General features: G+C 51.8%; 17 protein-coding genes. 15 read left to right on the forward strand and 2 right to left on the reverse strand.

Annotated elements, in window-relative coordinates:
- The first annotated feature begins 214 nt into the window (after positions 1–214).
- The 14 genes from WC600_04440 (at position 215) to WC600_04505 (ending at position 18,128) form a co-directional block, all read left to right on the forward strand.
- Positions 215–970, forward strand: a complete 756-nt coding sequence (locus WC600_04440; GenBank protein ID MFA4901975.1) for a class I SAM-dependent methyltransferase — start codon at positions 215–217, stop codon at positions 968–970.
- 323 nt (positions 971–1,293) lie between these two features.
- Positions 1,294–2,622 carry an O-antigen ligase family protein gene (locus WC600_04445; protein ID MFA4901976.1) on the forward strand — a complete coding sequence of 443 codons (1,329 nt, stop codon included), beginning with the start codon at positions 1,294–1,296 and terminating at the stop codon, positions 2,620–2,622.
- A gap of 769 nt (positions 2,623–3,391) precedes the next feature.
- Positions 3,392–4,168 (forward strand): hypothetical protein, encoded by a 777-nt coding sequence (locus tag WC600_04450; protein ID MFA4901977.1) that lies wholly within the window; start codon positions 3,392–3,394, stop codon positions 4,166–4,168.
- Positions 4,162–4,995 (forward strand): hypothetical protein, encoded by an 834-nt coding sequence (locus tag WC600_04455; GenBank protein ID MFA4901978.1) that lies wholly within the window; start codon positions 4,162–4,164, stop codon positions 4,993–4,995. Before WC600_04450 ends, WC600_04455 begins: the two co-directional genes overlap by 7 nt.
- A 25-nt stretch (positions 4,996–5,020) precedes the next feature.
- Positions 5,021–6,334, forward strand: a complete 1,314-nt coding sequence (locus WC600_04460; GenBank protein MFA4901979.1) for a glycosyltransferase — start codon at positions 5,021–5,023, stop codon at positions 6,332–6,334.
- 136 nt (positions 6,335–6,470) lie between these two features.
- Positions 6,471–7,490 (forward strand): glycosyltransferase family 4 protein, encoded by a 1,020-nt coding sequence (locus tag WC600_04465; GenBank protein MFA4901980.1) that lies wholly within the window; start codon positions 6,471–6,473, stop codon positions 7,488–7,490.
- Positions 7,487–8,659 (forward strand): glycosyltransferase family 4 protein, encoded by a 1,173-nt coding sequence (locus WC600_04470; GenBank protein ID MFA4901981.1) that lies wholly within the window; start codon positions 7,487–7,489, stop codon positions 8,657–8,659. Before WC600_04465 ends, WC600_04470 begins: the two co-directional genes overlap by 4 nt.
- A 78-nt stretch (positions 8,660–8,737) precedes the next feature.
- Positions 8,738–9,886: a glycosyltransferase family 1 protein gene (locus WC600_04475; protein ID MFA4901982.1), complete on the forward strand. Its 1,149-nt coding sequence runs from the start codon at positions 8,738–8,740 to the stop codon at positions 9,884–9,886.
- A gap of 91 nt (positions 9,887–9,977) precedes the next feature.
- Positions 9,978–11,210: a glycosyltransferase family 4 protein gene (locus WC600_04480; GenBank protein ID MFA4901983.1), complete on the forward strand. Its 1,233-nt coding sequence runs from the start codon at positions 9,978–9,980 to the stop codon at positions 11,208–11,210.
- Positions 11,211–11,396: 186 nt separating this feature from the next.
- Entirely contained in the window at positions 11,397–12,323 is a 927-nt protein-coding gene (locus WC600_04485) for a hypothetical protein (protein ID MFA4901984.1), read from the forward strand.
- A gap of 1 nt (position 12,324) precedes the next feature.
- Positions 12,325–13,521: an ATP-grasp domain-containing protein gene (locus tag WC600_04490; protein MFA4901985.1), complete on the forward strand. Its 1,197-nt coding sequence runs from the start codon at positions 12,325–12,327 to the stop codon at positions 13,519–13,521.
- Positions 13,522–13,581: 60 nt separating this feature from the next.
- Positions 13,582–14,436 carry an XrtA system polysaccharide deacetylase gene (locus tag WC600_04495; protein MFA4901986.1) on the forward strand — a complete coding sequence of 285 codons (855 nt, stop codon included), beginning with the start codon at positions 13,582–13,584 and terminating at the stop codon, positions 14,434–14,436.
- 80 nt (positions 14,437–14,516) lie between these two features.
- On the forward strand, positions 14,517–16,691 hold the full coding sequence (locus WC600_04500; GenBank protein ID MFA4901987.1) for a bi-domain-containing oxidoreductase: 2,175 nt from the start codon (positions 14,517–14,519) through the stop codon (positions 16,689–16,691).
- Between the two features lie 120 nt (positions 16,692–16,811).
- Positions 16,812–18,128: a nucleotide sugar dehydrogenase gene (locus WC600_04505; protein ID MFA4901988.1), complete on the forward strand. Its 1,317-nt coding sequence runs from the start codon at positions 16,812–16,814 to the stop codon at positions 18,126–18,128.
- Positions 18,129–18,287: 159 nt separating this feature from the next.
- Here the strand turns inward: WC600_04505 and WC600_04510 are convergent, their stop codons facing one another.
- Together WC600_04510 and WC600_04515 are read right to left on the reverse strand one after the other, a co-directional pair.
- A complete protein-coding gene (locus WC600_04510) occupies positions 18,288–21,056 on the reverse strand; it encodes a DUF362 domain-containing protein (protein MFA4901989.1) in 2,769 nt (922 codons plus the stop codon).
- Between the two features lie 147 nt (positions 21,057–21,203).
- Complete coding sequence (locus WC600_04515) at positions 21,204–22,427, reverse strand: outer membrane protein transport protein (protein ID MFA4901990.1); 1,224 nt, start codon at positions 22,425–22,427, stop codon at positions 21,204–21,206.
- A 593-nt stretch (positions 22,428–23,020) separates the two neighbouring features.
- Between WC600_04515 and WC600_04520 the strand changes: the two genes are divergently transcribed.
- Positions 23,021–26,356 carry an AAA family ATPase gene (locus WC600_04520; GenBank protein MFA4901991.1) on the forward strand — a complete coding sequence of 1,112 codons (3,336 nt, stop codon included), beginning with the start codon at positions 23,021–23,023 and terminating at the stop codon, positions 26,354–26,356.
- Positions 26,357–26,626: the final 270 nt, after the last annotated feature.

A 26,626-nucleotide genomic window follows, 5' to 3' on the forward strand; every position in this document is an offset into this window, starting at 1 on the left:
ATTCTGGTGGATCCCATGGGCCAGGCATGCCAAAAAGTTAGGGCAAAGTTATTTTTTCAGAGAAATTATGTTCCTTCATGCTGACGGCAAAGAGGATTCGGCTTCAATAACGGTAACTTTGGAGAATTTGTCCGGGCAAAGAAATCGCAAAAACCGGCTTGGGGCAGAAAAGTCAAGACAGCCCCATAATTTCGGCTTATAGAGGCGAGACAGAATGAAAAGGGCGCTGAAGTGGATTGAACGAGGGATTGATTACGACTTGGATTGTGGCCGGCCGACCATTTGCGAGTTCCTACAGACGGTATCTCCATTTGATTCCGTGGTAGATATCGGAGCAGGCAGAGGACACGACCTGTCGACAGCAAAAAAATTTAGCGGAAATGCAATCCTGACCGGGCTGGACAGCAATTCCGAAAGAGTCCGGGGCTTGAAGGATCAGGGTTTCAATGCCTTCCTTATGAGTATTGAAAAAGATAAATACCCGTTTGCATCGGAATCAATAGATGTTTTCATTGCCAACCAAGTGCTCGAACACACCAAAGAAATTTATTTTATTTTCCATGAAGTCACCCGCTGTCTGCGGGTTGGCGGCCATTTCATTGTGGGAATACCCAACATAGCAAGCTTGCACAATAGATTCCTGTTGCTCATGGGGATCCAGCCTACCCAGGCGCGCAACTATGGGGAGCACGTGCGAGCTTTCACCAAAAACGATTTTGTAAATTTCCTTAGCCGAGTCTGGCCAGGCGGGTATGAAATTGAGTCTTTTCGGGGGAGCCAGTTTTATCCCTTCCCTGGGTTCATGGCCCGGCGGTTGTCCCTTTTTCTGCCGAATTGTTCTTTCTGTATCTATTTCCTTTTGCGTAAGACGAAAAAATATTACCGGGAATTCTTAGACTATCCGGTCACACAAGGAATGGGACACCAATTTTACTTGGGGGGCACGGCAGAGGATGAGTATTCAAAATGAAGTTAATAATGTCCCTCATGAAGTTAATCCTTCCTGGCTCTAACTTAGCGGGGGAAAAGCGGCTACCGGAGATAAAGGTAACTCGTGCGAAAGAGATGGCAACGTTATGGCCATCGACTCATAGAACAACTTGTCAAATAATATTCGTAACCTTGGCCAATAGACTGATCAGGCCCCGATTATCCCTTCCCAAGTCCTGGTTCAGGAAGCATTTTCAATGTGAAATAGATTTATTTGAGTTTAATTGCTTATAAAATTCATTTAATTAATAATTATATGTTGAGTTTATTAAGAGAAATTTGGCGTTATTAAAGGAGAGGTTAATGAGAACCTATTCAGCCGATTATAAGATTAATGGCGTAACAACATATGAAACTCCTGAGAAGGTTGATCGGGGCTTTCTCACGATGCCTTGTATCATTCTCTTGCTTTGTATGCTCCCTGACATCCCAGGTTTAGCTATTACAAAAATTCCAATAGCTATTTTATACTCCTGCCTTACCTTAACTGCAGTTTTGGGGGCATTGACGGGTAAGATTAGGGTAGCAGGCCGGGGAGTTTTCCTGGCATTTCTGTTGATAACTGTCTTGAATTTTTTTAATGCCCTGGTTTATGGTGCGCCGATTTTACGTTGGATGCGTATCGCTTTCTGCTCCTATGTATTTGCGTCTATGTTCTTTTTTATCGTGGATAAAATCAATACGCCTTACCGGCGAGATCAGATGTGGAAATTATTGGTTATTTTCGGTTCATTAGCTAGTCTTTTGGATTTTATCGCTGTGACTAGATATGGATTGGCTGGAGCCTTTGAAGACCGCGCCGCCGGAGGGCAAGGTTTCACTATAATCGCCTTCATGTTGATTCTTCCGGTTTTGGGAACCGTTTTGGCAAAGAAAAAGTGGCTGTTATTCTTTTTGATAGCGAACATGTTTTTGTTGTTCCTCAGTGCTTCTCGGGGAGCTTATTTAATTATGGGAGCGGGAATCTTATATACCTTATTCTTTATTCAAAAGCGTTTCTCCTACCGGCTGTTCTTTTTGCTGTTCGTCCTCATGGTCGGAACGGTTCTCATTAATACCCCAGTCTATGACCGAATGGCTGACCGGTTCTCGAGTGCCGCAGGCGGGACGGATAACAGTACGATGGCCCGGGTGGATGAAGCCCTCAGCACCGTCAACATTGTGCGTAAGAATTGGGCGACCCTGATTTTTGGCAAGGGGTATGGAATACCTTGGAAGCCCATATACACACTGAGCATGGGTCGGGAACCCGAGTTACCCGGTGGCTATATGGCCAATGCCCCACACAACGATTATGCGGCAAGATTATTATATTGCGGCTTAGTGGGATTAGTGGTGCAACTCCTGCTTTATATAGTTATCGGATTTACTTGTTTTGCGGCTCTGCGGCGCTCCCGAGGTAGCGATCTCGATATTTACACGAAAGTGCGGCTCCATGGGGCTTTGCTGGTAATGATGTTAATGGTGATGGCCGGGTTTGCTGGGGGTATGTTTATTTTTCTCAAAAATAATATAATGGAGGCATTTATTTTTGGGATGGCGATGGCCGATGCCACGGAGATTCTTTCAGGGAAGCGAGCCCAGCTTCGGGAAAAATCAATAAATGAACACCAGGGATTACAACGTCAATAAGCATAACATAAAGATAAACTATGAATGTTTAGCAGTCATGTAATTATTATTATAGGATTTTATAACTATGACCACTAATTCAATGAACCATAGAATAACAATTAAGGGGAACGATTTTTCCATTGATAAAGATGAACTGAATTGCTGCGCCTCGCAGATCGAAGACTGGATGTCCACTTATTTTCACCCTCCCTTTAACGGCTCGGGGGGAATAGGGGGACCTATCGCTACGTACTGGGCCTCTTCACCGTATATGGCAGGTCCTTATGTGATGAATTCTTATGGCCTCATCCGTGGCTTATGCGCCCGCGCCAGAGATGAAAACGCCAGTGAGGCTAGGCTGAGAGCCGAAAATTTGGCTCTCTATTATCTGCGGTCCCAAGACCCCACCTCAGGAGTTTATATCTGTTCTTGGGGGGAAACCCCTTTGGTATCTAACGGCCTGATTCAACAAGCGTCGGTGGTTGCAGCCTTATGGGATCTGCAAGGGGCCTGGCCCAATAGAGAGGTCGCCAAATCGGCTCTCCGGGGTTGGGATGCCTGTCTGCAAGACCGGCATTTGCGGTCCATGTGGCCGGTTCACAATCAGGCCCTGCGCGCCTGTGAAGCTCTAATCCTGGGCATTCAGGCGAGGGGGGATGACCGGCCCAATTCCAGAGAAAAGGCTCTTCTTCGGCGCGTTGGCCGCTTGGTGGCGGAATCCCAATGGGCCGCTAATTCTCGGGTCGCAGGGGCCCTGCCTCAGGCTTTACCCAATGATGATATTATCATGCCCTATCAGGGTAAGTGCCTAAAACCCTTGATAATGTTATCTGAAGTTTTAGATGATTCTCTTTACCTCGACATTGCTCAACGCTTGGCTGATTTTATTGTAAAAAATATGGAGGCTGATGAATCCGGTCCTTTGCTTGGGAGCAGATACCTCCCTGTGGGTGCGGGTCTGAAGCACGCCCGGCGTTTGTACCGGGCGCGGCGCCTCTTCCCCTTCCTAGAACCTCACCTCAGGAGGCATCGCCAAAGAAGGATCGAACAATGGGAATTCAGCCCCTGGCCTAGATGGATAGCCCGGGGACTAGATACGGCGCGGGGACTCTATCATCTGGGGCTAGCTCTTAAAGAAGATAGGTATATCAAAGTAGGGCTGGCCATGCTTGAGAAAGCCTTGGAATACAGGTCACCCCTCGGGGGAATCAGAAACACGCTGGGCTTTTTCGGAGAAGATCCAGATGGCGTTGGTCAGGTATGGCAGGATGTAGCCGCTATTCCACGCTGGAATTCCTACGCAATCCAATTTCTCCATGAACTGGCGTCCGGGGCTCCCGTTCTTAAACCTCAAAAACCGCCTGAAGGTGCCCAGGATATAGTAAGACTATCAGGAAATACAAGTCTCGTGGAAACTTTAACTGAATTGCATCTGGTGAGGGACACCGGCGAAGAAGTCTGGAGGCTTAAGAAATCTCAGCGTTGGGGCCGCCCCTTCCGCCAAGTCTGCCAATGGGATGAGGGTGCCGCCATTGCGGGGAGAAAGGGGTTGCGGCAATGTTGAAATGGGATCCAAGAACAAATTGCATTACCGAATGGCAGGTGCCCAAGTGGCCTCAACCGCTGCGCTTTTCCGGTTGGGGATTCGAGTTCGGCAATTGGTTCGGCTTTTTTGGCCACGAGCGTCTGGGGGGTCTAGCCTGCCAGATCATCAATTGTGAACTCTCCACCTTCGGATCGACGAAACTCGTCAGCACTTGGGACATCAAATTCCCTAAGGCCACAATGCAGGCTCAATTGACAGATGAATTAGTTGCGCCTACTAAGCTTGTGCGGACGCTTGCCATTACCAACCTTTCGGAGAAACACGTGGGCTGGCTTGGTGATGCCGTGCTTCGGATGGTTATACCCTGGGAAGAGGGGCTCGTAGCTGAAGTCGAACACAGAGAGATTACCCATAATAATTCAAATTTTTACCATGATACTGAAGAGCTGGAGGTGGCCTTGCGATGGCCTGATGGGCGGCGCTTGACGGTCAGCAGGAATGGCTACCCCAATGTCCCGCCGGGTTTGACCCCCTATCTTTATGTCCGCGATCAACCTGCTATGCCCCAGTACCCCCATGACCATTGCGCCACCCCCGCCTGGGTGGTTCATGCCCGATGCTTGGTGGATTATCCTGGGGCCTTAGTATTTCGCCTCTGGCGAAATCCGCTGATCTTGTGGAGTCGCGGCATTATCGGGCGTTATGTGCTCTCCCCGGGACGGCTGACAAATCTTTGGCGGGCTGGGGAATGGCGACCGGGACAAAGATGGTCTTTATTCGGGGTATGGCCGCTTAGGCCCAAAGAAAGTTTCAATATCACTGTCGAGGTTGAAGCTTCTTTATAAATTAACCAGAGATTGCTAATAGCCGATGCGAGAAATGGAAAAGAATTTATTACTCCTCTGTTACTATTTTCCTCCGGCGCCCCTGGCCTTTGCACAACGTGTTGCCAAGTTATCCAAATACTTGCCGGGGGAGACCGGCTGGATTCCCCAGGTAATTTGTGGGGAGTTAGCCCTGGATGTGCCTGGTTTGGATAACACCTTGCTATCTGAACTTCCAGAAATTGTCGGCATCGAACGGGTTGGAAGTTATCTATCGTCTACCCTAGCCCGTAGGTTAAAAGCCTGGCATCTTCAAAAACCCATAACGCTTTGGCGGAAGTTAACCGTTAAGCCCGATGCCTTTGGGGATTGGATCGAGGCTGCGATTGCTGCAGCGGAGAAAAAGTTTCCAGGTGGCAAAGGCCTTAAAGTTATTCTGGCATCTGGACCGCCTAACAGTGTCTATGTCGTCGGCGCCCGCCTCAGCCAACGCTGGAATATACCTTTGGTTATAGATATGCGTGATCCCTGGAGTCGGGATTGGGGAAAACAGCACTGGTTTAAGTCTTGGCTTAACCGCCCAACCGGATTAATGGAAGGGAAGATCTATCAAGCATCGTCTGCAATCATCACTAACACCCCGGGTAACAAACTGGATTTAAAACGCCGTTATCCTCAATATTGCGAAAAAATTGAGATGATTCCCAACGGATTTGATCCTGAAGACTTGAATTGCCAGCGAGGCCCTCAGCTCAGGGGCAACGGAGAGTCGAACCAGGCCATTCATTTGCTTTATTTGGGAGGCATCAGGGGCAGAGGATTCGAAGATCAATTTTTTAAAGTCCTGGCCGAATTTCTGAGGGAACACCCGGAAGAACGCAATCTTTTAAAAATTCATTTTGTCGGTGGGACATCAGCCCAGATAGATGCATTGACCAAACATTTCGGTCTTAACGATATCTGCCAGGCTCACGGTATTGTTCCTGCCGATGCTGTCGGACGACCCTTGGCCGAGGCGGATATCTATGTGCTCCTATTACCCCCTGGCAATTATGGTGGATGTGTTCCAGCCAAATTATATTATTACTTGGCAGGCGGGAAATATGTTTTTGCAATGGTGGCTGAAGGTTCAGCTAAAACCATACTGGCAGGTTTAAAGGACTTGGCTGTCATAGCAGATTATCGCGACGAAAAGTCAGGAAAGGCCGCCTTAGCCGAAATCATCGCAAAAGCACGACGGTCAAACCAGACGCCGAGGGAAGATTCATTGCCTCCGTATGCTCTGCCATATGATCGACGCAACATAGCTCGACAAGTGGCAGCGGTTCTGGATAAAGTAGTGGCGGAAACTCCCAAGTAAAATGCGGATCTGTTACCTATATGGTGGTGTCCATGCCACAGATGGCGGCATCGGATTTTTGCGGATTTTGTGCTCTCAACTCCGATCATGGGGCCACACGTGTTTCACGATACTGGGGGAAGCCCACGAAGTTTTAATGGGAGAGGCCGTTGACCAGGAAATCCATCTTAATGGCGATTGGAGCCTGGGTTTTGGGGCAGCGCAACGCCAGACCCAGAATCAGTTAAGGTCAGCTCTTCATGAGCTTAAGCCGGATGTCGTGCATATCATTCATCCTTCCGCCTACTACGGGGCCAACGGAAATATTCATGCCTTGCCGGTTATCTGGAGGGAGTACCCCGTTGTCGCAACTTTTTGGGGATTCAATATGGGACACGGCGCCACGTGGCTAACTCGAGCCCTGGTGCTTTGGTTACTTTGGGGCTCTCAGGCTTTAGCCTCCCATGATTTCAAGCTCATGGCGGATATGCGCAGACTCTGTCTGGGAATGCGACAGATGCATTTTCTGCCGGTGGGCAGTAATATTCTCCCCTCGGCGGCAGTTTTGCAGGCTTCCCGGCCTGAGCTGCGGCAGCGTTATAACCTTGATCTGGATAAGCAATACATCGGCTATTTCGGCGGCTTTGATCAGAGCATGGGTGTCGTTGATCTATGCCAGGCGGTGCGCCGGCTCCGGGAAGATGGCCATCACCGCCTGCGTCTCCTGCTCATCGGCTGGCAACGGCATCGCCAGAATCCCCGATTTCTTGCCATGCAACAGTCAATTGAACGGGAACATATAGAAGACATCGTTATTATGACCCCATACGCTCCGGATGAGGAGGCCGCCGGCCTGCTGCGAGCCGCCGATCTTGTGGCCTTGCCCTATCGCCACAATTCCTTGGGACGCAGCAGCCTGATGGCAGCTTTACGGGCCGGCGCCCCGGTGGTATTGGCCTCATCCCTCGATGATTTGGGTTGCTTGAACGAGGCGGTAGTGCGAGTCCCCCCCCAAAACCCAACGACTCTTGCTCAACAGATTGACTCGGTTTTAAAGGATCCTCAGCGCGCCGAGGTCTTGGGACAGTCAGGGCGCCAAGTATGGGAAAAGAACTTTAGTTGGCCGGTTATTGCCAAAAACCATCTTGAAGTTTATCAGACCATTCTAAAACAATGATGCGAACTGATTTAACCAAACGTGTGACTGCTTTAGCGGTGATGTACAATAACTTCGGACCATACCATTTGGCGAGGCTGGCAGTTACCACCAAGCTTTCCAAAGAGAAAGGCTTAAATGTCGTGGGTATTGAGCTTGCTTCCCACGAAACTATTCACCCCTGGTCGGCTGATAAAGCTCCGGCAGAAATTAACCAGGTTACGATCTTTGCCAACCAGGCTATTGAGAAAATTTCCTCTTGGAAGCTGGTTCTCGGTACCTGGTTCACGCTCAATTCCCTGAATCCCCAAGCCATGGCCATCGGCCTTTCAAAAAATACGATTTATGCCTTACTTACGGCCTTACTTTGGGCTCGATTAAAAAAGTGCCTGACGGTGGTTATGATGGATAGCAAGTTTGATGATGCCCCCCGGCATCCCATCAAAGAATGGGTCAAAAAAAGGATCTATTCATGCTTCCATGCCGCCCTGGTAGGAGGGACACAGAGCAGACACTATGCAGAATTCCTGGGAATTGCCCCTGCCAAAATATTTGTTGGCTGCGACGTGGTAGATAATGACCACTTTGCGCAACTGGCCGATTATTCCCGGGGTCAGGCCAGCTCTTTAAGGGAACAATACCACTTGCCAAAGAATTATTTTCTCTGCGTCAGCCGGCTCAGTGAGAAGAAAAACCTGTTCCGTTTGTTAGAAGCCTACAACGATTATTACCGCAATGCTCCGCAACAGCCTTGGGGTTTGGTCATTTGCGGTTCCGGTCCACTGGAGCAGGAATTGAAAGACACGGCTCGTCAATTGGCCTTGGATCACGTGCGGTTTTCCGGTTTTGCCCAGGTTGACACCTTACCGGTGTACTACGGGCTGGCCCGCTGTTTTATCTTGCCCAGTTCGCATAGTGAGCAATGGGGCCTGGTTGTCAATGAAGCTATGGCTGCGGGACTACCGGTACTGGTAAGTCAAGCCTGTGGCTGCGCCCCGGATCTGGTCCAGGAAGGGGTAAATGGGTACACCTTTAACCCCTATGATGTAAAAGGCCTGGCGCAGTTACTGCTCAAGATGTCCTCCGGCGGGCTGGACCTCCAGTCCATGGGGGAAGCCTCTCGCCGCATAATTGCCAACTGGTCCCTGGATACCTTTGCTCAAGGTTTACTTGCGGCAGTCAAAGAGTGAAAGACCACTGGCGGAATCTTGTTGACCGAGAGAACAGCCACAACATTACCTAAAACTAACTATAACAATTAACTTCAGATGAAAATATTATTAGATTTCACTTCAAGAGCTGCAGGCGGAGGCGTAACCTTCTTAAATAATTTTATCCCCAACCTGGCTAAATTGAGAACTGATCATCTTTTCTATTTATTTACGCCTGCACCGTTATCCTATAGTTTGCCCGCTAATTTTACAGTAATCCCAGTTCAAGCAAGGTTTCCTTATGAAATATGGAAAATACTCTGGTATCAGATCACAATTAAAAATTTTATACTTAAAGAAAATATTGATTTGTTCTATGGATCTACCGGTATTAGCCCACTAACATTAACGTGCCCCAGTATCTTAACGCTGCAAAATTTATGGCCCTTCCTCTCAAATGAAGCTGCCTTACCCATAAAAATTTTGAAATACTTAAGAAAAAAATATATTAATAAATCATCACAACTAGCAACTTTAATCCACTTTGCATCTTTTTCAGCTTTCCAAGAACATATCCGTCTTGGCTTAAACATCGATCAAAAAAAGGCAAAGATTATTCACTTTGGCATAGGAAATATTTTCTTTAAAATCCATGATTCCCTATTTTTAGAAGAGTACCTAAGAACAATAAATTTGCATAATAAAGAATTTATATTATTCGTAGGAAATATTTTCAGACATAAAAATATTATCGACCTGATTAAAGCTTATAGTATTATGAAGGATAAAATTAAAGGAAGCATTCCTTATTTAGTGATTGCTGGCAGATTAATGGAAGATGATTATATGAATGAATTAAATTTATTAGTCGAAAAGTTATTAATTAAAGACTATGTAATTTTCTTAGGAGAAATTAATTACGATAATTTACCATTAATATACAGGTCAGCTAAACTTTTTGTTTTTCCATCGGTCTTAGAAACTTTCGGGTTCCCGATGATTGAAGCCATGGCTTGTCAGGTTCCTCTTATAGCCTCAGATATTCCAATCGCCCATGAATTATGTGGAGAAGCCTCACTCTATTTTCCGCCGAATGATCCTGAGAAACTAGCCTCGTTGATGCTTAATGTAATGCAAGATAACGATCTAAGAAAATCTCTTGTGGAAAAAGGGGTAAACATTGCCAAGACTTTTACGTGGGAAGATACGGCTCTGAAGATGCTAACGCTATTTTCGGAAGCCTACTCAAAGAAGCATGCTGAATAGTGGCCCAATGTTGTTATGTTATCAATGATCGGGCAACTAACTCACTCAGGCCTGAATGTTAGACGGTAAATAGACCAAAGGAATAACTGGCTTGCGCATTCTATTACTATCCCAGTATTTCCCTCCGGAAGCCGGGTCAGCGGCGGCCAAGATAGCGGAAATGGCCCATTATCTCGTCGGCCGGGGCCACCAAGTCTCGATAGTCTCGCAGGTACCCTGTTATCCCGCTGGCGTGGAATACCCCGGTTACGAGGGTGCCTGGTTCCGCCGCGAACGGCACGATGGCGTCCGCATAACCCGGACCTGGTCCTATGCCTCGCCAGAACGCAGCAGATTTAAGCCTCGCCTGTTGAATTATGCCACTTTTATGGCGACCGCCCTGGCCGGAATCTTCAGTGGTCCGCGCCCGGATGTCACCTTGGTGTATTCTCCTCCGCTTATGCTTGGGTTAACCGCGGCCCTGGTCAGTAAAGTCTGGCGAACTCCTTTCGTTTTCTGGGTGAATGACTTGTGGCCTCGGGCAGCCCTGCATTTGGGGTTTATGCAAGAAGGCCCCCTGTACCGGGCAGCCAGTGCCCTGGAACGTTTTGTTTACCGCCATGCGGCGCGGATTTTCGTCTATTCTCAGAGGATGCTGGAGGAAGTGGTGGCGGATGGGGGAGAACGGGGAAAGATCGAGTACCATCCTTTGTGGATCGATACCGAGGTCTTCCATCCCGACCCGGCCGGTGCGGCGAGAATCCGGGGACAATATGGCTGGGGAGATAAATTCATCATCCTGTATGGCGGCAATATCGGCTTGGCTCAGGGGCTGGATGTCTTTGTGGAAGCCGCCCGCCTGCTCCGGGAAACCCCGGATATCCACTTTGTGATGGTGGGTAGCGGGGTGGAAAAGGAAAACCTGGAAGGCCTGGCCCGTTCGTATGGCTTGACGAACTTGGAGTTCATCGGCCATCAACCCAAGGACCAGGTTCTGGCCTACTTTTCCGCCGCAGACCTCCTGTTCGCTCATTTGAAAGCCGCCCCCCACCGCGTAGGGACGGTCCCGGAAAAACTCCTGGCTTACATGGCCTGCGGCCGCCCGGTGCTCATGGCGGCCCAGCAGGGCGCCGCGGCAGATGTAGTCCGGGAGCATTCCTGCGGGGTAGCAATACCGCCTGATGACCCGCAGGCCCTGGCCCAGGCGATCCTGGCCCTCTCGCGCCGGCGCCATGAGATTGAGGAAATGGGAGTCCAGGGTCGCCGGGCCGCGGAACAACATTTTGCCGGTCCCCTGGTGCTTGCGGCCATGGAGGCCAGCTTCAACAAGCTCGCCGGAAATTAATTGAAGGTCCAGGCCATACCTTCTCCAGCCGAGTCTGGCCCTTTGAATAACTCCATCCTGGACTCGGCCGCCCGCTATCCGTCCATGATTGCTCTCCTGTGCACGGACACCACCCTATATCTCTCCGGACCGGCATCACTCTGGAAAGCTGACTTGGATGGCCTTGGTATAAAACTTGTAGCTTCTTTGCCAGTACCATGGCTCCACCGCCAGGCAATGCATTGGCGCCATCTGCGCCGTCTGGGGCGGTTAGATGTGCGGGAGTTGATCGCGGTTCCCGGAGGCGGTCTTCTGGGGATTTTTCAAAAACAAGTCATCGCCATCGATCGGGGTACCCAGGAGATTCGCGCGGTTTTCCGGGTGCCGGAAGGCGGTCGACCTCGGGGCTTTGCCATGGCCGCCTCGGGACACCTCTTTGTGGGAGAATATTGGGGCAACCCCAACCGCCAACCCCTGCGCATTTGGGCCAGCACCGATAACGGCGCATCCTGGGAACTGGCCTATACCTTGCCCGCCGGCTTCGCCAAACATATGCATAACCTCATATGGGACGAATACCGGCAGGGTTTGTGGGTCTTAACAGGCGACGGAGAGGGTGAGTGCGCTCTGTTATTTACCCCCGATGAATTCAGGACCATCAGCGAAGTAGTGCGGGGGGGCCAAATGGTCCGCGCCTGTCACGTCTTTTGCCGGCCCGAGGGCTTGTATTACGGCACCGATACCGAAAAGGCCTCCAACTGGTTTGTTCACCTGGACGTTGAGACCGGGCAGCTCCATAAGATTCAGCCTCTCCCGGGAAGCTGCATCTATGCGGCGCGCCTGGCGGACCGTTATTGGCTCTCCACCGCGGTGGAACCCAGTAAGATCAATCTTGAGCGGAAACCGGCCCTCTGGTTTTCCAAGGATCTGCAGCACTGGAGAAAACTGGTTGAATTTCAAAAGGATTGGTGGCCCGGGGAATATTTCGGGTTTGGCCGTGTCATCCTGCCCCATGTCCAGGGAGCGTGTCCTTCTCTGGCATTTTCCTCGGTGGCGGTAAAGAGAAGCGATCTTTCCACCTTTGTCCTTAAACCCGAAGTTCTGCAGCCGTTTCTTTTGGCCCAAGAAGGATAAGATGACCGTACCATCGTATAGCCCCGTCCGGGTTCTGGTGATGGATGGCAGAATTCAATCGTGTCTGCCCGTGATTAAAGCCTTGCGTCAGGCCGGGCACCAGGTCACCATTGCCGAATCCGACCCTCTCTGCGTCGGATTTTTTTCCCGCTATCCCCACCGGCGCATCCGTCATCGCGACCCCCGCGTCGACCCCGAGGGTTTCCTCGCAGACCTCAAAAGCCATCTAGCCACAGGCGAGTATGATGTCCTGATCCCCATCCTGGACGTTACCGCGGAGCTGGTCTCCCGGCACAAACCCGAATTAGAACGGTTTGTCCGGATTCCCTTAGTGGATTATCCGATCTTCATGCGGGCTCGGGATAAATCTCAGACCATGAAAATCGCCCAAATCCATGGATTACCCATCCCCAAGACCTATTTTCCCGATGAAATGACCATCGACGAGATCGCCGGAACGGTGGATTACCCCGTGCTGATCAAGCCCAACATCAGTGTGGGAGCCCGGGGCCTCACGAAGGTCAAGGACGCCCAGGAGCTTAAAGAATTATATCCCCTGGTCGTAGCCCGTTACGGGCCCAGCACCATACAAGAGTTTATTCCCCAAACCGACCTCCAGTACAAGGCGGAATTTTTGCTCGACAAATCCGGTAAGGTCAAGACTTGGGTGGTGTATAGCAAAATTCGCCATTTTCCCCTGGAAGGCGGGGTGAGCACCCTGAACCGCACGGTTGCCCGAGAAGATATCGCGGCGGTTGGCAGGCAATTACTGCAGGCCATGGACTGGTATTCCTATGCGGATATTGATCTGATCACCGACCCCCGGGATGGCCGGATCAAGATCATGGAAGTCAATCCTCGGATAACCGGAAGTGTTAAAATTTGCTTTGAGGCCGGCGTAGATTTTGCCAATATGATGGTAGCGTTGGCTATGAATAGAGAAGTAGCCCCTATAAACGGTTATCAGGAAGGGCTTTTCTTGCGGCATCCAGGCCTGGACCTCGTCTGGTTCTTTAAATCTCCAAATCGCTTCAAGGCCGACCCGAACTGGTTCCGCTGCTTCGGAAAGAATCTGAAATATGATGTGTGGAGCCTAACGGACCCGGCTCCATTCCTGGCGTACGTACTGGCTAACATAAGAGACTTATTCTCCGTGGAGCTACGGCGCTATAAGTTTCAAAGAAGCTACCTGGGTTAAGGCACCTGTCTTGCATCTGCCGATCTCATAAGAACTCATCAAAAATACTCCTAACCGCTAATGCTCAATCTCTTGACCATTGATGTGGAGGATTGGTTCCACACCTCCGCTTTGGATCCCTACTTAGGTCCGGACCGATGGGAATCGTTGGAGTCCCGCGTGGAACTCAATGTCCACCGGCTTCTGGAAATCCTCGCGACCCATAAGACCCGGGCCACGTTTTTTATTTTAGGTTGGGTGGCCGAGCGCTACCCGCGCCTGGTGAAAGAAATAGACGCCATGGGGCATGAAATGTGCAGCCATGGGTACCGGCATCGACTGATTTATGACCTGACCCCGGCCCAATTTAAAGCTTTCCTGAACCGATCCAAACAGATCTTGGAAGATTTGTTAGGCAAGCCTGTGCAGGGATATCGGGCCACCAGCTTTTCCATCGTCAAAAAGACCCTGTGGGCCTTGGATGCCATTCAAGAGGCTGGCTTTATGTATGACTCCAGTATCTTCCCGGTCGGTCACCATGATCTCTACGGCCTGCCTGGGGTCCCCCGTTTCCCCTTTCGGCATGCCAACGGCCTGCTGGAAATACCTCCGTCCACGGTAACGTTCTTCGGGAAGAATTTCCCGGTTGGCGGTGGCGGCTATTTTCGCCTGTATCCATACCGGCTGACTGCGCAAGGCATTCGCCGGATCAACCGGGAAGGCTACCCTGCCATGGTTTATCTTCACCCCTGGGAATTAGACCCGCATTGCCCCCGGATCAAGCACGCTGACAGGCGCACACGTTTTCGCCAATACGTTAACCTGACCAAGACTGCAGGCCGGCTTCACCGGTTGTTGTCGGAATTTCGTTGGAGTCCAATCCAGCCATATGTTGATAAAATGCAAGACGATTTATTAAAATTTAACGTTAATTAATTTCTAAACGTTGATCAAGTAACTCTTGATATATTCAATTTAACTTTACTTTACAGCCTGACAAAGCGGAGCGTTTGACCTTGAAACAAATAATCCAAAGCTATAAAAACGGCAAAATCACCTTAGAAGATCTTCCTGCGCCAGCCTGCAAGAGCGGTGGTGTCCTGGTCCGCAATGCGGCCTCCTTGATCAGTGTGGGTACTGAAAAGCTCATGATTGAAATGGGCCAGAAAAGCCTCCTGGGTAAGGCCCGGGCCCGGCCGGACCTGGTGCGCCAGGCCTTGGCCAAAGCCAAAAAGGAAGGTTTTTTAAGCGTTTATAAAGAAGCGCTCAATCGCCTCGATGAGCCGATTCCCTTGGGATACAGTGCCGCGGGTATTGTTCAGGAAGTTGGGCATGGCGTTCAGGGTTTTAAACCGGGCGACCGCGTGGCGGTGGCCGGGGCCGGGTATGCTTCCCATGCCGAGATGGTCTGGATTCCCGAAAACCTCTGCGTGCCCATCCCCGCGGGGGTGGAGTTTGAAGACGCGGCCTTTGTCATGTTGGGCGGGATTGCGCTGCATGGTGTCCGGGAAGCGGCCCTGACTTTGGGCGAGACCGCGGTGGTAGTGGGCTTGGGGCTTTTGGGCTTGCTCAGCGTCCAATTCTTGAAGGCTCAAGGGTGCCGCGTCATCGGTATCGATCTGGACCGCCAAAAATGCAAGTTGGCCGGAAACCTGGGGGCCGACTTGACCTTGATTCCCGGCCAGCATGACGTCGAGGAGGCGGTGGCCAATCTCACCCGGGGCTTTGGCGCCGATGCGGTCATCATCACCGCGGCCAGCAAAGACAATCGGCCACTTCTCCTGGCTGAGGCCGTGGCCCGGGAGCGGGCCCGGCTGGTCCTCGTAGGGGTGGCGGACTTGACCTTAACCCGGAAAACCTTTTGGACCAAAGAATTGCGGTTTTCGGTGTCCAAAGCCTCGGGCCCGGGCAGTATCGCACCCCTTTACGAAGCTAAAGGCTTCGACTACCCAATAGCCTATGTCCGATGGACTGAGCGCCGCAACCTGGAGGCCTTTCTCGATTTAATCGCCCAGGGCCACATGCGGGTCCAACCCCTTATCACCCATCGCTTTCCCATCCAGGATGCGCTAAAGGCCTATGAGCTGATCTTGGAAAATCGCGAGCCCTATATCGGCGTGATTTTATCGTATCCCCAAAGCGAGTTGGCAACCGCCCAGGAGGCCACTACAGGGCGCAAGGTTTGGCTTAAAACCGCCCCAACCACTTCCGGGGCCGCCCCAGCCCAGGGGCTTGGCTTGATTGGCGGCGGCATGTTCACCAAAAACATTCTGCTGCCAGCCCTGACCAAGATCTCCGGCGTATCCCGGCGGGGAGTAGCAACGACCACCGGCGTCTCGGCTCGCCATATTGCCAATAAATTCGGGTTTGGCTACGCCACGACGGATTACCAGGAGCTCCTGCGGGATGAAACCATCGGCCGGGTGATGATCACTACCCGGCATAACCTCCATGGCCGCCTGGTGGCTGAAGCCTTGGCCGCCGGTAAAGACGTGTTCGTGGAAAAGCCGCTCTGTCTCACCGAGGACGAACTGGCAGACATCGAGGCGATCTATGACCCCTCTCGGTTCCTCATGGTGGGCTTTAACCGCCGGTTTGCCCCCCTGGCCCAGGAGGTTAAGTCTTTCTTGAAAGGCCGGGTTACACCCCTGGTCATGATTTACCGAGTCAATGCCGGCTATATTCCCAACGAGAGCTGGGTGCATGACCCGGAGGTGGGGGGCGGCCGGATTCACGGTGAGGTCTGCCATTTCTTGGATTTTCTGTTGTATATGGCCGACTCCGAACCGGTGCAGGTCCACGCCACCGCTATCAGTGGCAGCCTGGGGAAGTATCGCCCTGATGATAACCTGTCCCTCACCCTGACCTTAAAGGACGGCTCGGTGGGCACCGTCATCTATACCGCCAAAGGTTCCAAATCCTTTTCCCGGGAACGCTTCGAGGTGTTCTGTGAAGACTCGGTGGGGATCATCGAAGATTTTCGGCGAGGGCAGTTGATTCAAGGCGGCCGCACCCGGCAGCTTAAAAAGTTCTCCAGGGACATGGGCTATCAGGCTGAAATGGAGGTCTTTCTCCGCGGGGCCCCGGCCTCTGCTCACTATCAGCAGTGGTTTAACAGCTATCTGGCCTCAACCCGTTTGACTCTCAAGGCCGTGGAAGCCCTGAGAACCGGAGAAACTGTGAAGCTCTAGACAGATACCGGTTCTGGCTGGTTTGGGCTTCGGCCCACTGGTCTTCTTGCTTCCGCAAACATAATTGACGTTAATTACCCCTGAATAAACTACGGACGCTTGACGCTTTGGATGGAACTTATGGATTTACTTACTAAGATCAAAAACAAACAGGCATTAATAGGGATTATTGGTTTAGGCTATGTGGGGCTTCCCCTGGTGCTGCGCTTTGGTGCGGTGGGCTTTAAGGTCCTGGGCTTTGATACGGATGCCAAAAAAGTGGAGCTCTTAAACCGCGGCGAATCCTATATCAAACATATACCATCCTCCCAGTTGGCGGCGCTGCTTCATCCCCAAGAGGGCGCTGGGCGGTTTTCCGCCACGCATGACCTGGGTCGCCTTGGTGAACCGGATGTCCTGATTATTTGCGTGCCCACGCCGCTCACTACCAAACGAGAGCCGGACCTCCAATACGTAGAGAACACCACGCGCCAAATTGCCGCCAGCCTGCGCCCCGGCCAGTTGGTCTCCCTGGAATCCACTACTTACCCCGGCACCACGATAGAATTGCTTTTACCCATCCTCAACGCACGGGTCCAGGTCGGGAAAGATTTTTATCTCGTCTTTTCTCCCGAACGGGAAGATCCGGGTAACCCCCACTTTCAGGTGAACACCATTCCCAAGGTGGTGGGGGGGGTGACCCCCGCATGCCTGGAGCATGGAGTGGCGCTTTATGGCCAAGTGATCGAACGCGTGATTCCGGTATCGTCCACCCAGGTGGCCGAAATGAGCAAGCTCCTGGAAAACATCTACCGGTCGGTAAATATCGCTCTGGTCAATGAACTTAAAATGCTGTGCCTGCGCATGGGCATTGATATCTTTGAAGTCATCGAAGCCTCCAAGACGAAGCCCTTCGGATTTCAGGCCTTTTATCCCGGGCCCGGCCTGGGGGGCCATTGCATCCCCATCGACCCTTTTTATCTGACCTGGAAGGCCCGGGAATACGATTTCTCCACCCGTTTTATCGAACTGGCCGGCGATATCAACACTGATATGCCCTACTTCGTGGTGGATCGGGTGGCCAAGGCCTTGAGTGATCAATTCAAACCCCTGAATGGCGCCAAAATTCTGGTTTTGGGGATCGCCTACAAGAAAGATGTAGATGATAAGCGTGAGTCTCCGGCCCTCAAAATCATGGATCTTCTTACCCGGGAGGGGGCGGAAGTCAGCTATAATGACCCCCATATCCCACAATGCTCCGGGTTGCGGCATTACCCTCTTTTCAATATGAAGTCCATTCCCCTGGATGAAACCGTCCTGCAGGAGGCGGACCTGGTGTTACTTATCACGGACCATTCCGCCTATGATTATGCCTGGATTGCCTCCCAAGCCCCTCTCATTGTCGATACCCGTAACGCCTTCCAGGGGCTGCCGGGAGGGCATATTTACCCTGCCTGACGGTGCGTCAGGGATTTCCGTGCTCATGGTCTCCCTCTTTTGGGTTAGGGGTATGTTCGGTTTTCCTTGGCGGTCACGTCGCGAACACCAATAATCAAAGGATTGACAGATAGTTTTTCATTTTCGTCCCTGATAGAAGCAGCAGGTCGAGACAGCCGGTCAATGGCTTCCGAGCCAGGTGAAAAACTTGCTCACCAGCTTATTGGCTAAGGTTCGTTCACCACCCGCTTGCAAGAAAATGGCTTCCTGCAAAGGCTTGAGCGCCGCTCGGGCCGCCTGCATGAATGCAGATTTGGATTTGTGGGTGAAATGGCTTTCGTCCATATAAGCCCCCGCCATGTATATCAGGTTGCCGAAATAGTCATTCGCATCCAGTCCATAATGAGTGAAAAGGCTCAAGACCACAGGCACATTGAGCCAGGGGCGGTAAGGATTCCGATCCCCCACCAGGTTGATTTCAGGTTTTCCGAAAGCTTTCACCGCCAGTTCCATGTACTGGCTGATTTTCGGATCAAGGCCCATCTTGGTCGCTCCCACCCAATCCACGGCAACCAGATTTTCACCGCCAACGATCGTTTCCGTAACATTCGGTTCAGGGTCGGCGAAAACCCCAAAGGGACCATCGGCGCTCAGATGGGCGTCGATAAGTCCGTAATGCACCGGGAAGGCCCGAAGATATTCCATCGTCGTGTGATAGATGTCTCTGCCGGTGTGATACTCCGAGAACTTGTCGGCCAGGGGCAGCGCGCCATAGATGTTCTTGAGGTTGAGGCTGTAATAAGCATAGGCGTGCGTCTTATTCTTGGCAAAAGAGATCCGGAAATCGGCATCCTTCCAGGTCAGCGGGACTGGATGGCGGCCCAGATAGCTCCCTAAATTTTGCTCCTCAAAGCGATCCTCGGTAAGGTCAACCAGCTTGTAGCCCGCGCTGCCATCAATGGCGTAGCCGAGATATTCGGCGACCTCCAGGACCCTGCGATTGTTAAAATACTGGCCATAGGTGCTTTGGGCCTCGACCACGGTCAGGTTGTCAAAGCCGCCTGAGGTTCTCAACATCTGCACCAAATGAGCCACCAACTCCGGATCAGTAAAGGTCGTGTGATCACTCTTGTTGTAGGAGAACATAAAGTTTGGCTTGATCACGATGGCAAATTCAGCTTTGGATTTTCCCGAGCCCTGCCAGGCAGCGTTTACCAAATCAAGAAAACCGGTAGTTTCAAGGACTGAATCCAGCGCATTTATTTTATTCGGATGCTTTATTGCAGCCACGGTAACTTTTTTGGTGGAGTTTTCCGCTTCCACCCGCATCAAATCCATGTCTTCTTCCATGGCCAGGCACGTCTCGCCTGAAGGATCCTGCACCAGGATAATGCGCCTCTGAAAAACAGCGGTAGGGAAATGGTCGTTGTTGACTTCCAAGAGAGGCGTCCCAAGTTTGATAAAAAGAGGGGCGCCGTTCCCTGAGGGGGCATCTTTGGGGCCAAGATCCTGGACACTTAAAGTGCCGCCGGCCATAAGCATCTCTTTGGAGGCGACACGTGAAATAAGAGCGCCCAGGAGGGCATCCACCTGGTCTTTCACCAGCCTTTGGCGAGCGGTGCGCAGAGAATTTGATTGGATCTGGACCCGGGCCAAGTGGTCCAGCGGCCGGACTGCACAGATGTAGCCATACAGCATCGTGGGTTGTCTGATGTTTTTGAACGTGGATCTTTCGGCCTCGCCAAAAGTTTTCTCCGGCACCAGAAGGTATTCGGTTGTCTGGCCCCCTTGATTGATCGTCAAGGCGCCGGAATTTACCGTGACCGTATGGGGGGTAATGAATATCCCCAGCAAGTACTCCGACGGCAAGATACCCTGGATCACCCATTTCAAGCCTGTAGCGATCTGGGCCAAGACATTGTTGGCAATGGGAAAGGGAAAGGGAGTGACCTCATAAGATTTGGCCGTAAAGTTGATTGTGAAGTCCGCCTGACATTCAGTGAGCGATGCATCTTTAGCGCGCATATGGGAGAATCGGGTCGCATAGCCCTGGGGCAGTGCAAAGATGGGTCCTTGATAGCGGTAGCTGCCATCTTTGACGTTAAGTTGCATCCCTGACAACACCCTATCGGTAATGCAGTATTTCTGGTAACCGCCGGCCTGGTGCCCAATGACCAGGAGGACATCCCAAAAGATTTCGTCGTCTCCCCAAGGGAAGCCCTTATCATGTTTGCCGGAGACCAGAAAAAATTCTTTTTCCGCGCCGTCTTGCACCACCTGGCCGGAAAGGATCAGGTTCTCATAATCGGTTTCATAGAGGGGATTAACGTCGCTGAGATAGGTCTTTCTGATCTCTCCCCAGGCGAAATCCAAGAAGGCAAGCTTGCCTTGGGCCTTTTTGTGCCACTTGTAAAACTCCCACCACTTAACCCCGGTCACCTCCATTGAATTAATGAGAGCGGGGGCATCATTGAGAGCAAAGTAGAGCTGCCCGGAACCATAGAGGGGCGCATGTTCATCAGGGCCGTCGTAGATAGTGGTAAAGAGGGTGGTTATATCTTCGACCAGGTCGAAGCCCGGGTCATCCTTGAGCCACTTTTCCCCCCGCAGGTAATATTTCTTGCGGTTTTTGGCCGTAAACCGAAAGGCATAGATCATTTGACGAATACCGGTGCCTGGATCGACGGAAAACAATTTAAAGAAACCGTCTTCCATGGGGAACGTACCGCCGAGGGCGTCGAAGGAAACCGTACCTTCCAGGCGGGCTCGATGGTCGCCGAGTTGCATGAAAGGATCCAAATCCTCAATGATGATCTGCGCGTCAAAGTGTAAGGGAGTGTTTTGTTGTTGACCGGAAACCCTGCCCTCCACATATTCCTTGGCGCCGATGCCGATCCAACCTGACATAGTTTCGTCGAATTTCAAGCCAAGACCTTGTAAGCTGCTCATCGGAGTCTCCTTCTGGCAATCATCAAGCGAGCCTGCGCTTGGATAACTGACACCAGCGCGTTATTGGGTTCCCTTTACGGGTATTATCACTGCCTTCAACCGCGCAGCGCCAGTTCCATCCAACAATTCCTGCCGCCATGGCGCTGTCTAGAACTTATACCCCACACTCATGACAACCACGTGCGACAGCCTGCCCTGAAAGTCCGAGGGCAGCACCCCGGTGGCCCGGGAGTTGTCAACGGGGCGGTCCATCATGAGGACCATGGTATAGGCCAGGTCCAAGGTCATGGCGCGCCAATGGAATCCGGTGCCGCAGGAAAAATTATGACGCCGGTCGGTGGAGGGCACGAGGTAATCGGCGAATCTATCCGGCATGGGCTCGTTCTCAAAGGCATAGCCGGCCCTTAGATCCAACCACGTAAGGGCCTTATATTCCACGCCCAATTGGCCCCGCCAGGTATTATGCCATTCTTTCGGTTCGGATAACGTGCCGAGAGCATTGCTAAATTTGATGTCTAACCGTTTAAACAAATCCCAGTGAGTCCAGATGATTCCGCCTTCCACCGATAATTGTTTCAGAGGCTGAACCATAATTCCGGCAAAAACCATGTCTGGCAGGATGATGCTGCCGCTGGCGTCACCGTCGAAGGTGTTTAAGGGACGGAAACGCGCCTTGCCGTTTACTTGCTGCCTCACCTGGCTGCGATAAGAGACGCCGACAGAGAGATAATCCAGCGGTTTGAGCAGCAGGCCGAGATTAAATCCGAGACCCCAACTGCCTCCCTGCAAGTCAAGAGCTTGGGGACCCAGGAGGGGTAGTGGGAGGACTCGTTTCAGATTCAAAGAAAAATACATAATGTCCAGGCCCGCACCCACGGCAAGGTAATCAGTCACTTTCACTGCTATGGTTGGATTGAGGTTCAGGGTTTGGATGGTTGCCTTGATGAGGTTAGCGCTTCCGGGCCAGTTGGCGTTATATTGGATCCCCAGGCCGAAGGGGGAGTTCAGACCCAACCCCAACCACACCCGTTCGCCAACCTGGTAGGAAGCAAAAAAATGCGGTGCGAAAGACACGCGGCTTTGCATCAGGTTGGGCGTGGCCACGGGGCCAAGATGAGTGACGATTTCAACCCGGGGGATGAAGGTGGTGAAACCGCACATTATCTGAATTTTCGGAAGTTGGACAAGGCCCGCAGGGTTGTAGAAAATAGCGGAAAGGTCATCGGCTCGGGCGACCACGGCACCTGCCAGTGAGCTACTGCGGGCGCCGGCCTCATAAAGGGCAAACCCCGAACCAAACCCTTGTCCGGTTCCCACCAATAACCATCCCAGGCCCGCCACCAGGATGCACCACCTGCTCTTGCTCCCCATACCGACCTCCCAAAAGGTGATGGGACCGGTATCCGGACCGGGTTAATCAGGTTGTGCAAGCCCCTCGGCTTGCTGACCCAGGTCCGATGTGAGTGTCCGCAGACGGAAAGGTTTCTTACAGGTTGCTCCCGCGCCGGCTCACTGGCCAGGAAGGTTGCCCCTGTCGCGGCAGCGGGAACGCCACCGTGGTCATGAGCCCCGGCCAGGAAGGACAGCTTTACTCCTAACCAATTTTTTGGTCGTAGTGGCCTCTTACCAGTCAGCCTTACTTAGGGTCTACATCATAACACAATTTCTTTCCTATCGCAATTAAACATTATAATCATAAAGATAATTTACAGATAATATTGATTGTCTTTTATGGAAAAGGAATTTATTACGAAATATTGGAGCCCCCTTAGCGAATTAGCTACCGATACAATGGTCTGTCATTGACATTTTACGGTAATGATATTAAATTTTAGAGTAGTGCTTCTTCCTTTCCATCCAGGGGGTCGAGAAGTGAGGCCTCGCGTGGATAGCTCCCCAATCAGCAGGGTAAGGTGCGGCTTGCCGCCTTCGTTTACCCGCACGCCGCAATATAAAGCACAGTCATGAATTGCCCGGACTGCCAGAGCCCCATTGAGGAGACCCAGAAATTTTGCCGGACCTGCGGGGCTAAACTGCGCCTGAATTGTTCCGGCTGTGGGAGCCCTCTCCGCCCGAGTGACAGATTCTGTGCTGAATGCGGGCTTGCCCTTGAGACCGGCAAAAAGGCGGCGAGGAAAAGAGAGAAGATCACCAGCGAACGCAAATATATTACGGTGCTCTTCGCCGACATCTCGGGCTATACCACCTTGTCGGAACGCCTGGACCCCGAGGAAGTCAAAGACCTGGTTGCTCTTATAATCGGCGAGATTGCCAAGGTGGTAATCAAGTACACAGGTCACATCGAGAAGTTCGCCGGGGATCAAGTGATGGCTCTCTTTGGGGCGCCCCTGGCCCACGAAGACGATCCGGTGCGGGCGGTCAAAACCGCCAGCGAGATTCACGAAGTGGTGCGAGGCATCAGCCCGCAAGTCCAGGAAACCATCGGACAGCCCCTGGCGGTGCATATCGGCATCAATACCGGTCTTGCGGTAACGGGCAAATTTGACTTCATGAAGTCGACGCACCAGATTGCCGGGGATACCGTCAACGTCGCCTCCCGTTTATGCACCCTGGCCAAATCAGGCGAAACCTTGGTCGGCCACACCACCTATAATCAGGCGGAAGGCTTTTTCTCTTTCGATCCCCTGGAACTGGTCCAGGTGAAAGGCAAGACCAAGCCGGTCCAGGCCTACAGGCTCCTGTCGCCCAAAGAATTGCCCAGCAAAACGCGGCATCTAGCCGGACACCGGTCGGCCCTGATCGGGCGCCAAAAGGAAATGGCGGTCCTGGCCCAGGCGATGGCCAAGCTCCGGGAGGGCCAGGGCTCCGTGATCGCCATTTGTGGTGAGGCGGGAACCGGAAAGAGCCGGCTCCTTGAGGAATTCCAGGCTACTCTGGACTTAAAGAAAATCAGGTGGCTGGAAGGGCATGCCTATGCCTATACCCAGAACATTTCTTATTATCCCCTCATCAATCTGATAAAGCGCGAGTTGGCCATAGAAAAAGGCGACACTCCCGGCCGGGTGGCGGCCAAACTTGAAGCCCGCCTGCAAGAACTCGGTTTGCAGGAAGATGTGGCGCCATACATCGGCGGCCTCCTGTCCCTCGATTATCCCGAAGTGGTAGGAATGAGCCCCGAATTTTGGAAGTCCCGCCTCCATCGGGCGATCGTTTCTACCTTGCAGGCTCAGGCTAAACAGGCCCCGCTGGTCGTCTGTTTTGAAGACCTGCAGTGGGCGGACTCCACCTTTCTAAATTTTCTTCGCCTCCTGGTCAGAGAATCTGCGCCCGCAGTTTTCCTTTGTACGTATCGGCCTCCCTTCAAGATTTTCAATGAAGAGGAGATCAGTAAGATGGGGGAGTCGTATCGGGAAATCCAACTCCAGGACCTCACTACGGCTGAGATTGAAGCAATGCTGGCCTCCATACTGCAAACCGCTGCCGTCCCGGAAGACCTACAGCGCTTTGTCCAGGAGAAGGTGGGGACCAATCCTTTTTATCTGGAAGAAATGGTCAATTCCTTGATCGAATCCGGAATTATGCATTTCGATGACGGCGCTTGGCGACTTACCGGAAGCCTGGACAAAGCCGATATTCCTTCGACCATCCACGCGATCATTTCGGGTAGAATTGACCGGTTGGACGAAGCGGCCAAACATCTGCTCCAGGAAGCTTCGGTCATTGGCAGAACGGTCCCTTATGAGGCTCTCAAGAACATTACCCGACATGCCGATAGCCTCGATGAACTTTTAGAAAGATTGGAAGCTCTCGACTTGCTACGGAGAACTTCTCAATTAGAACCAAAATATGTTTTTAAGCACGCTTTGATCCAGGATGTGGTTTATAACAGCCTGCTCAAAAAAGATCGGCAGGCCATGCATCGGCGCATCGGCTTACGGATCGAGCAGGTGATGGGCGATAGGCTTCCGGAATTCTATGAAACTCTGGCTTTCCATTTCCGGCATAGTGAACTCTCCCAAAAAGCTGTGCATTATTTAAGAGAGTCAGGCAGGAAAAGCCTGAAGAAATATGCAGTTCAAGAGTCCCATCAATATTACCAAAGAGCCTTCCAGATTCTAGGAAAAATCCTGGGTGACTCTGAGGAAGAAAAATGGCTGCTTATCGACTTTCTCAACGAGTGGGCCCAGATATTTTATTACCGTGCGGATTTCAAAGGTTTCACCAAACTATTCCTTGAACACCAGGAAATGGCCGAGTCCCTCTCTGATAAGGCGCTTCTGGGAATCTTTTATGGCTGGCTCTGTATTACCCTGTTCTGTGCCGGTAAGGTGAAAGAATCATACAAGTACGGTATCAAGGCCTTGGAATTGGGCCAGGAGACCGGGAGTAATACCGCCATTGGCCTGGCTTACGCCAATCTCACCTGGTGCTGCTGCGAACTGAAATTGCTGGACCAGGGCATTCACTATGGCGAGGAGGTTCTGACCAAGGATAGCGATTTGGAACCCATGGCCTATTTTTCCTCCCTCGGTGGCTTGGGAATGATCCGCCTGTTTCAGGGGGATAGCCAAAAAAACCTTGAGATCGGCAGAATTCTTCGGGAATTCGGCGAAAGCCACTCAGATCTGCGCAGCACCGTTGTGGGCTGCATATGCACGAGCTACGCCCATTACACGGCCGGGGATTTTCCCCAGGCGGTGGAATGGGGCCAAAAGGCGGTTGAGCTTTCCAATGATCCGATATTTAATGTGTGGCCTAAGATGGTCCTCGCCACTTACGCCGTCCAAACCGATCAATTCCAGGAAGCGGATGAGATCCTCCGGGAGATCATCCCATTCTGCCGGCATCTTGGCATGGACTACGTCCTAACCCATGCCCAGGCATTACACGGGGTGGTGCTGATCGCCACAGGCCGATTTTCCCAGGGACTGAAAATAATCAAAGCAATGCTTGAGGTACTCACGGATCAAGGAAGATTATTCACTCGCTATCTCTTGGAAGTCAGTTTGGCCGAGATTTATTTCCAGATGGCGACCAGTGCCCGGCGCCTCGGGCTTTGGGCCACCGTCAAAAACTTGGGGTTTATTCTGAAAGAGTTACCTTTTGTTAAACGCAAGGCGCAAGCTTGCTTGACCCAGGTCATCCAGGTCGGCAAGGAGGTGGGGGCCAAGGGGTTTGTGCAAGGTCATGCCTGGCTCAATCTGGGACTCCTACACCACCAAAACGGCAGGCAGGAGCTGGCTAAGGAATGCCTGGGTGAAGCTCAAGGGATCTTGGCCCAGTGCAACTCAGCAATGAGTTCCCAACAGATTCAGCAGGCCTTGGCAGCCATGCGTTAAATGACCCCGTCATCCGTACGTGCTATTGACACTACCTCAGCAATTATTTGACAAGACGGAAATATTTTATAAAATTTAAGAAGTAACCTTGTGTAGCAGACCCTTTAAGCCTTTCTAAGCGGGGACGCTTGTGGTCGTTCCCTTTATTTTTTCCGGCAGCGCCTCTGCCGACCATGGACAGGATTTTTGGAGGTTACCGTTCCATGCGAGTACGAGGCCAGGTCAAGCGGTTGACCCGCCGGTGAGGCAAGCCGCCTTGAAAGCAGGGGC

It is taken from the genome of Desulfobaccales bacterium, from assembly GCA_041648175.1.
GTDB lineage: Bacteria > Desulfobacterota > Desulfobaccia > Desulfobaccales > 0-14-0-80-60-11 > 0-14-0-80-60-11.

Excerpts from the sequence above, each read along its gene's own strand:
- WC600_04440 (MFA4901975.1), top strand. The coding sequence starts at position 215 with ATGAAAAGGGCGCTGAAGTGGATTGAACGAGGGATTGATTACGACTTG.
- WC600_04445 (MFA4901976.1), top strand. The coding sequence starts at position 1,294 with ATGAGAACCTATTCAGCCGATTATAAGATTAATGGCGTAACAACATAT.
- WC600_04450 (MFA4901977.1), top strand. The coding sequence starts at position 3,392 with ATGCCCTATCAGGGTAAGTGCCTAAAACCCTTGATAATGTTATCTGAA.
- WC600_04455 (MFA4901978.1), top strand. The coding sequence starts at position 4,162 with ATGTTGAAATGGGATCCAAGAACAAATTGCATTACCGAATGGCAGGTG.
- WC600_04460 (MFA4901979.1), top strand. The coding sequence starts at position 5,021 with ATGCGAGAAATGGAAAAGAATTTATTACTCCTCTGTTACTATTTTCCT.
- WC600_04465 (MFA4901980.1), top strand. The coding sequence starts at position 6,471 with ATGGGAGAGGCCGTTGACCAGGAAATCCATCTTAATGGCGATTGGAGC.
- WC600_04470 (MFA4901981.1), top strand. The coding sequence starts at position 7,487 with ATGATGCGAACTGATTTAACCAAACGTGTGACTGCTTTAGCGGTGATG.
- WC600_04475 (MFA4901982.1), top strand. The coding sequence starts at position 8,738 with ATGAAAATATTATTAGATTTCACTTCAAGAGCTGCAGGCGGAGGCGTA.
- WC600_04490 (MFA4901985.1), top strand. The coding sequence starts at position 12,325 with ATGACCGTACCATCGTATAGCCCCGTCCGGGTTCTGGTGATGGATGGC.
- WC600_04495 (MFA4901986.1), top strand. The coding sequence starts at position 13,582 with ATGCTCAATCTCTTGACCATTGATGTGGAGGATTGGTTCCACACCTCC.
- WC600_04505 (MFA4901988.1), top strand. The coding sequence starts at position 16,812 with ATGGATTTACTTACTAAGATCAAAAACAAACAGGCATTAATAGGGATT.
- WC600_04510 (MFA4901989.1), bottom strand. The coding sequence starts at position 21,056 with ATGAGCAGCTTACAAGGTCTTGGCTTGAAATTCGACGAAACTATGTCA.
- WC600_04515 (MFA4901990.1), bottom strand. The coding sequence starts at position 22,427 with ATGGGGAGCAAGAGCAGGTGGTGCATCCTGGTGGCGGGCCTGGGATGG.
- WC600_04520 (MFA4901991.1), top strand. The coding sequence starts at position 23,021 with ATGAATTGCCCGGACTGCCAGAGCCCCATTGAGGAGACCCAGAAATTT.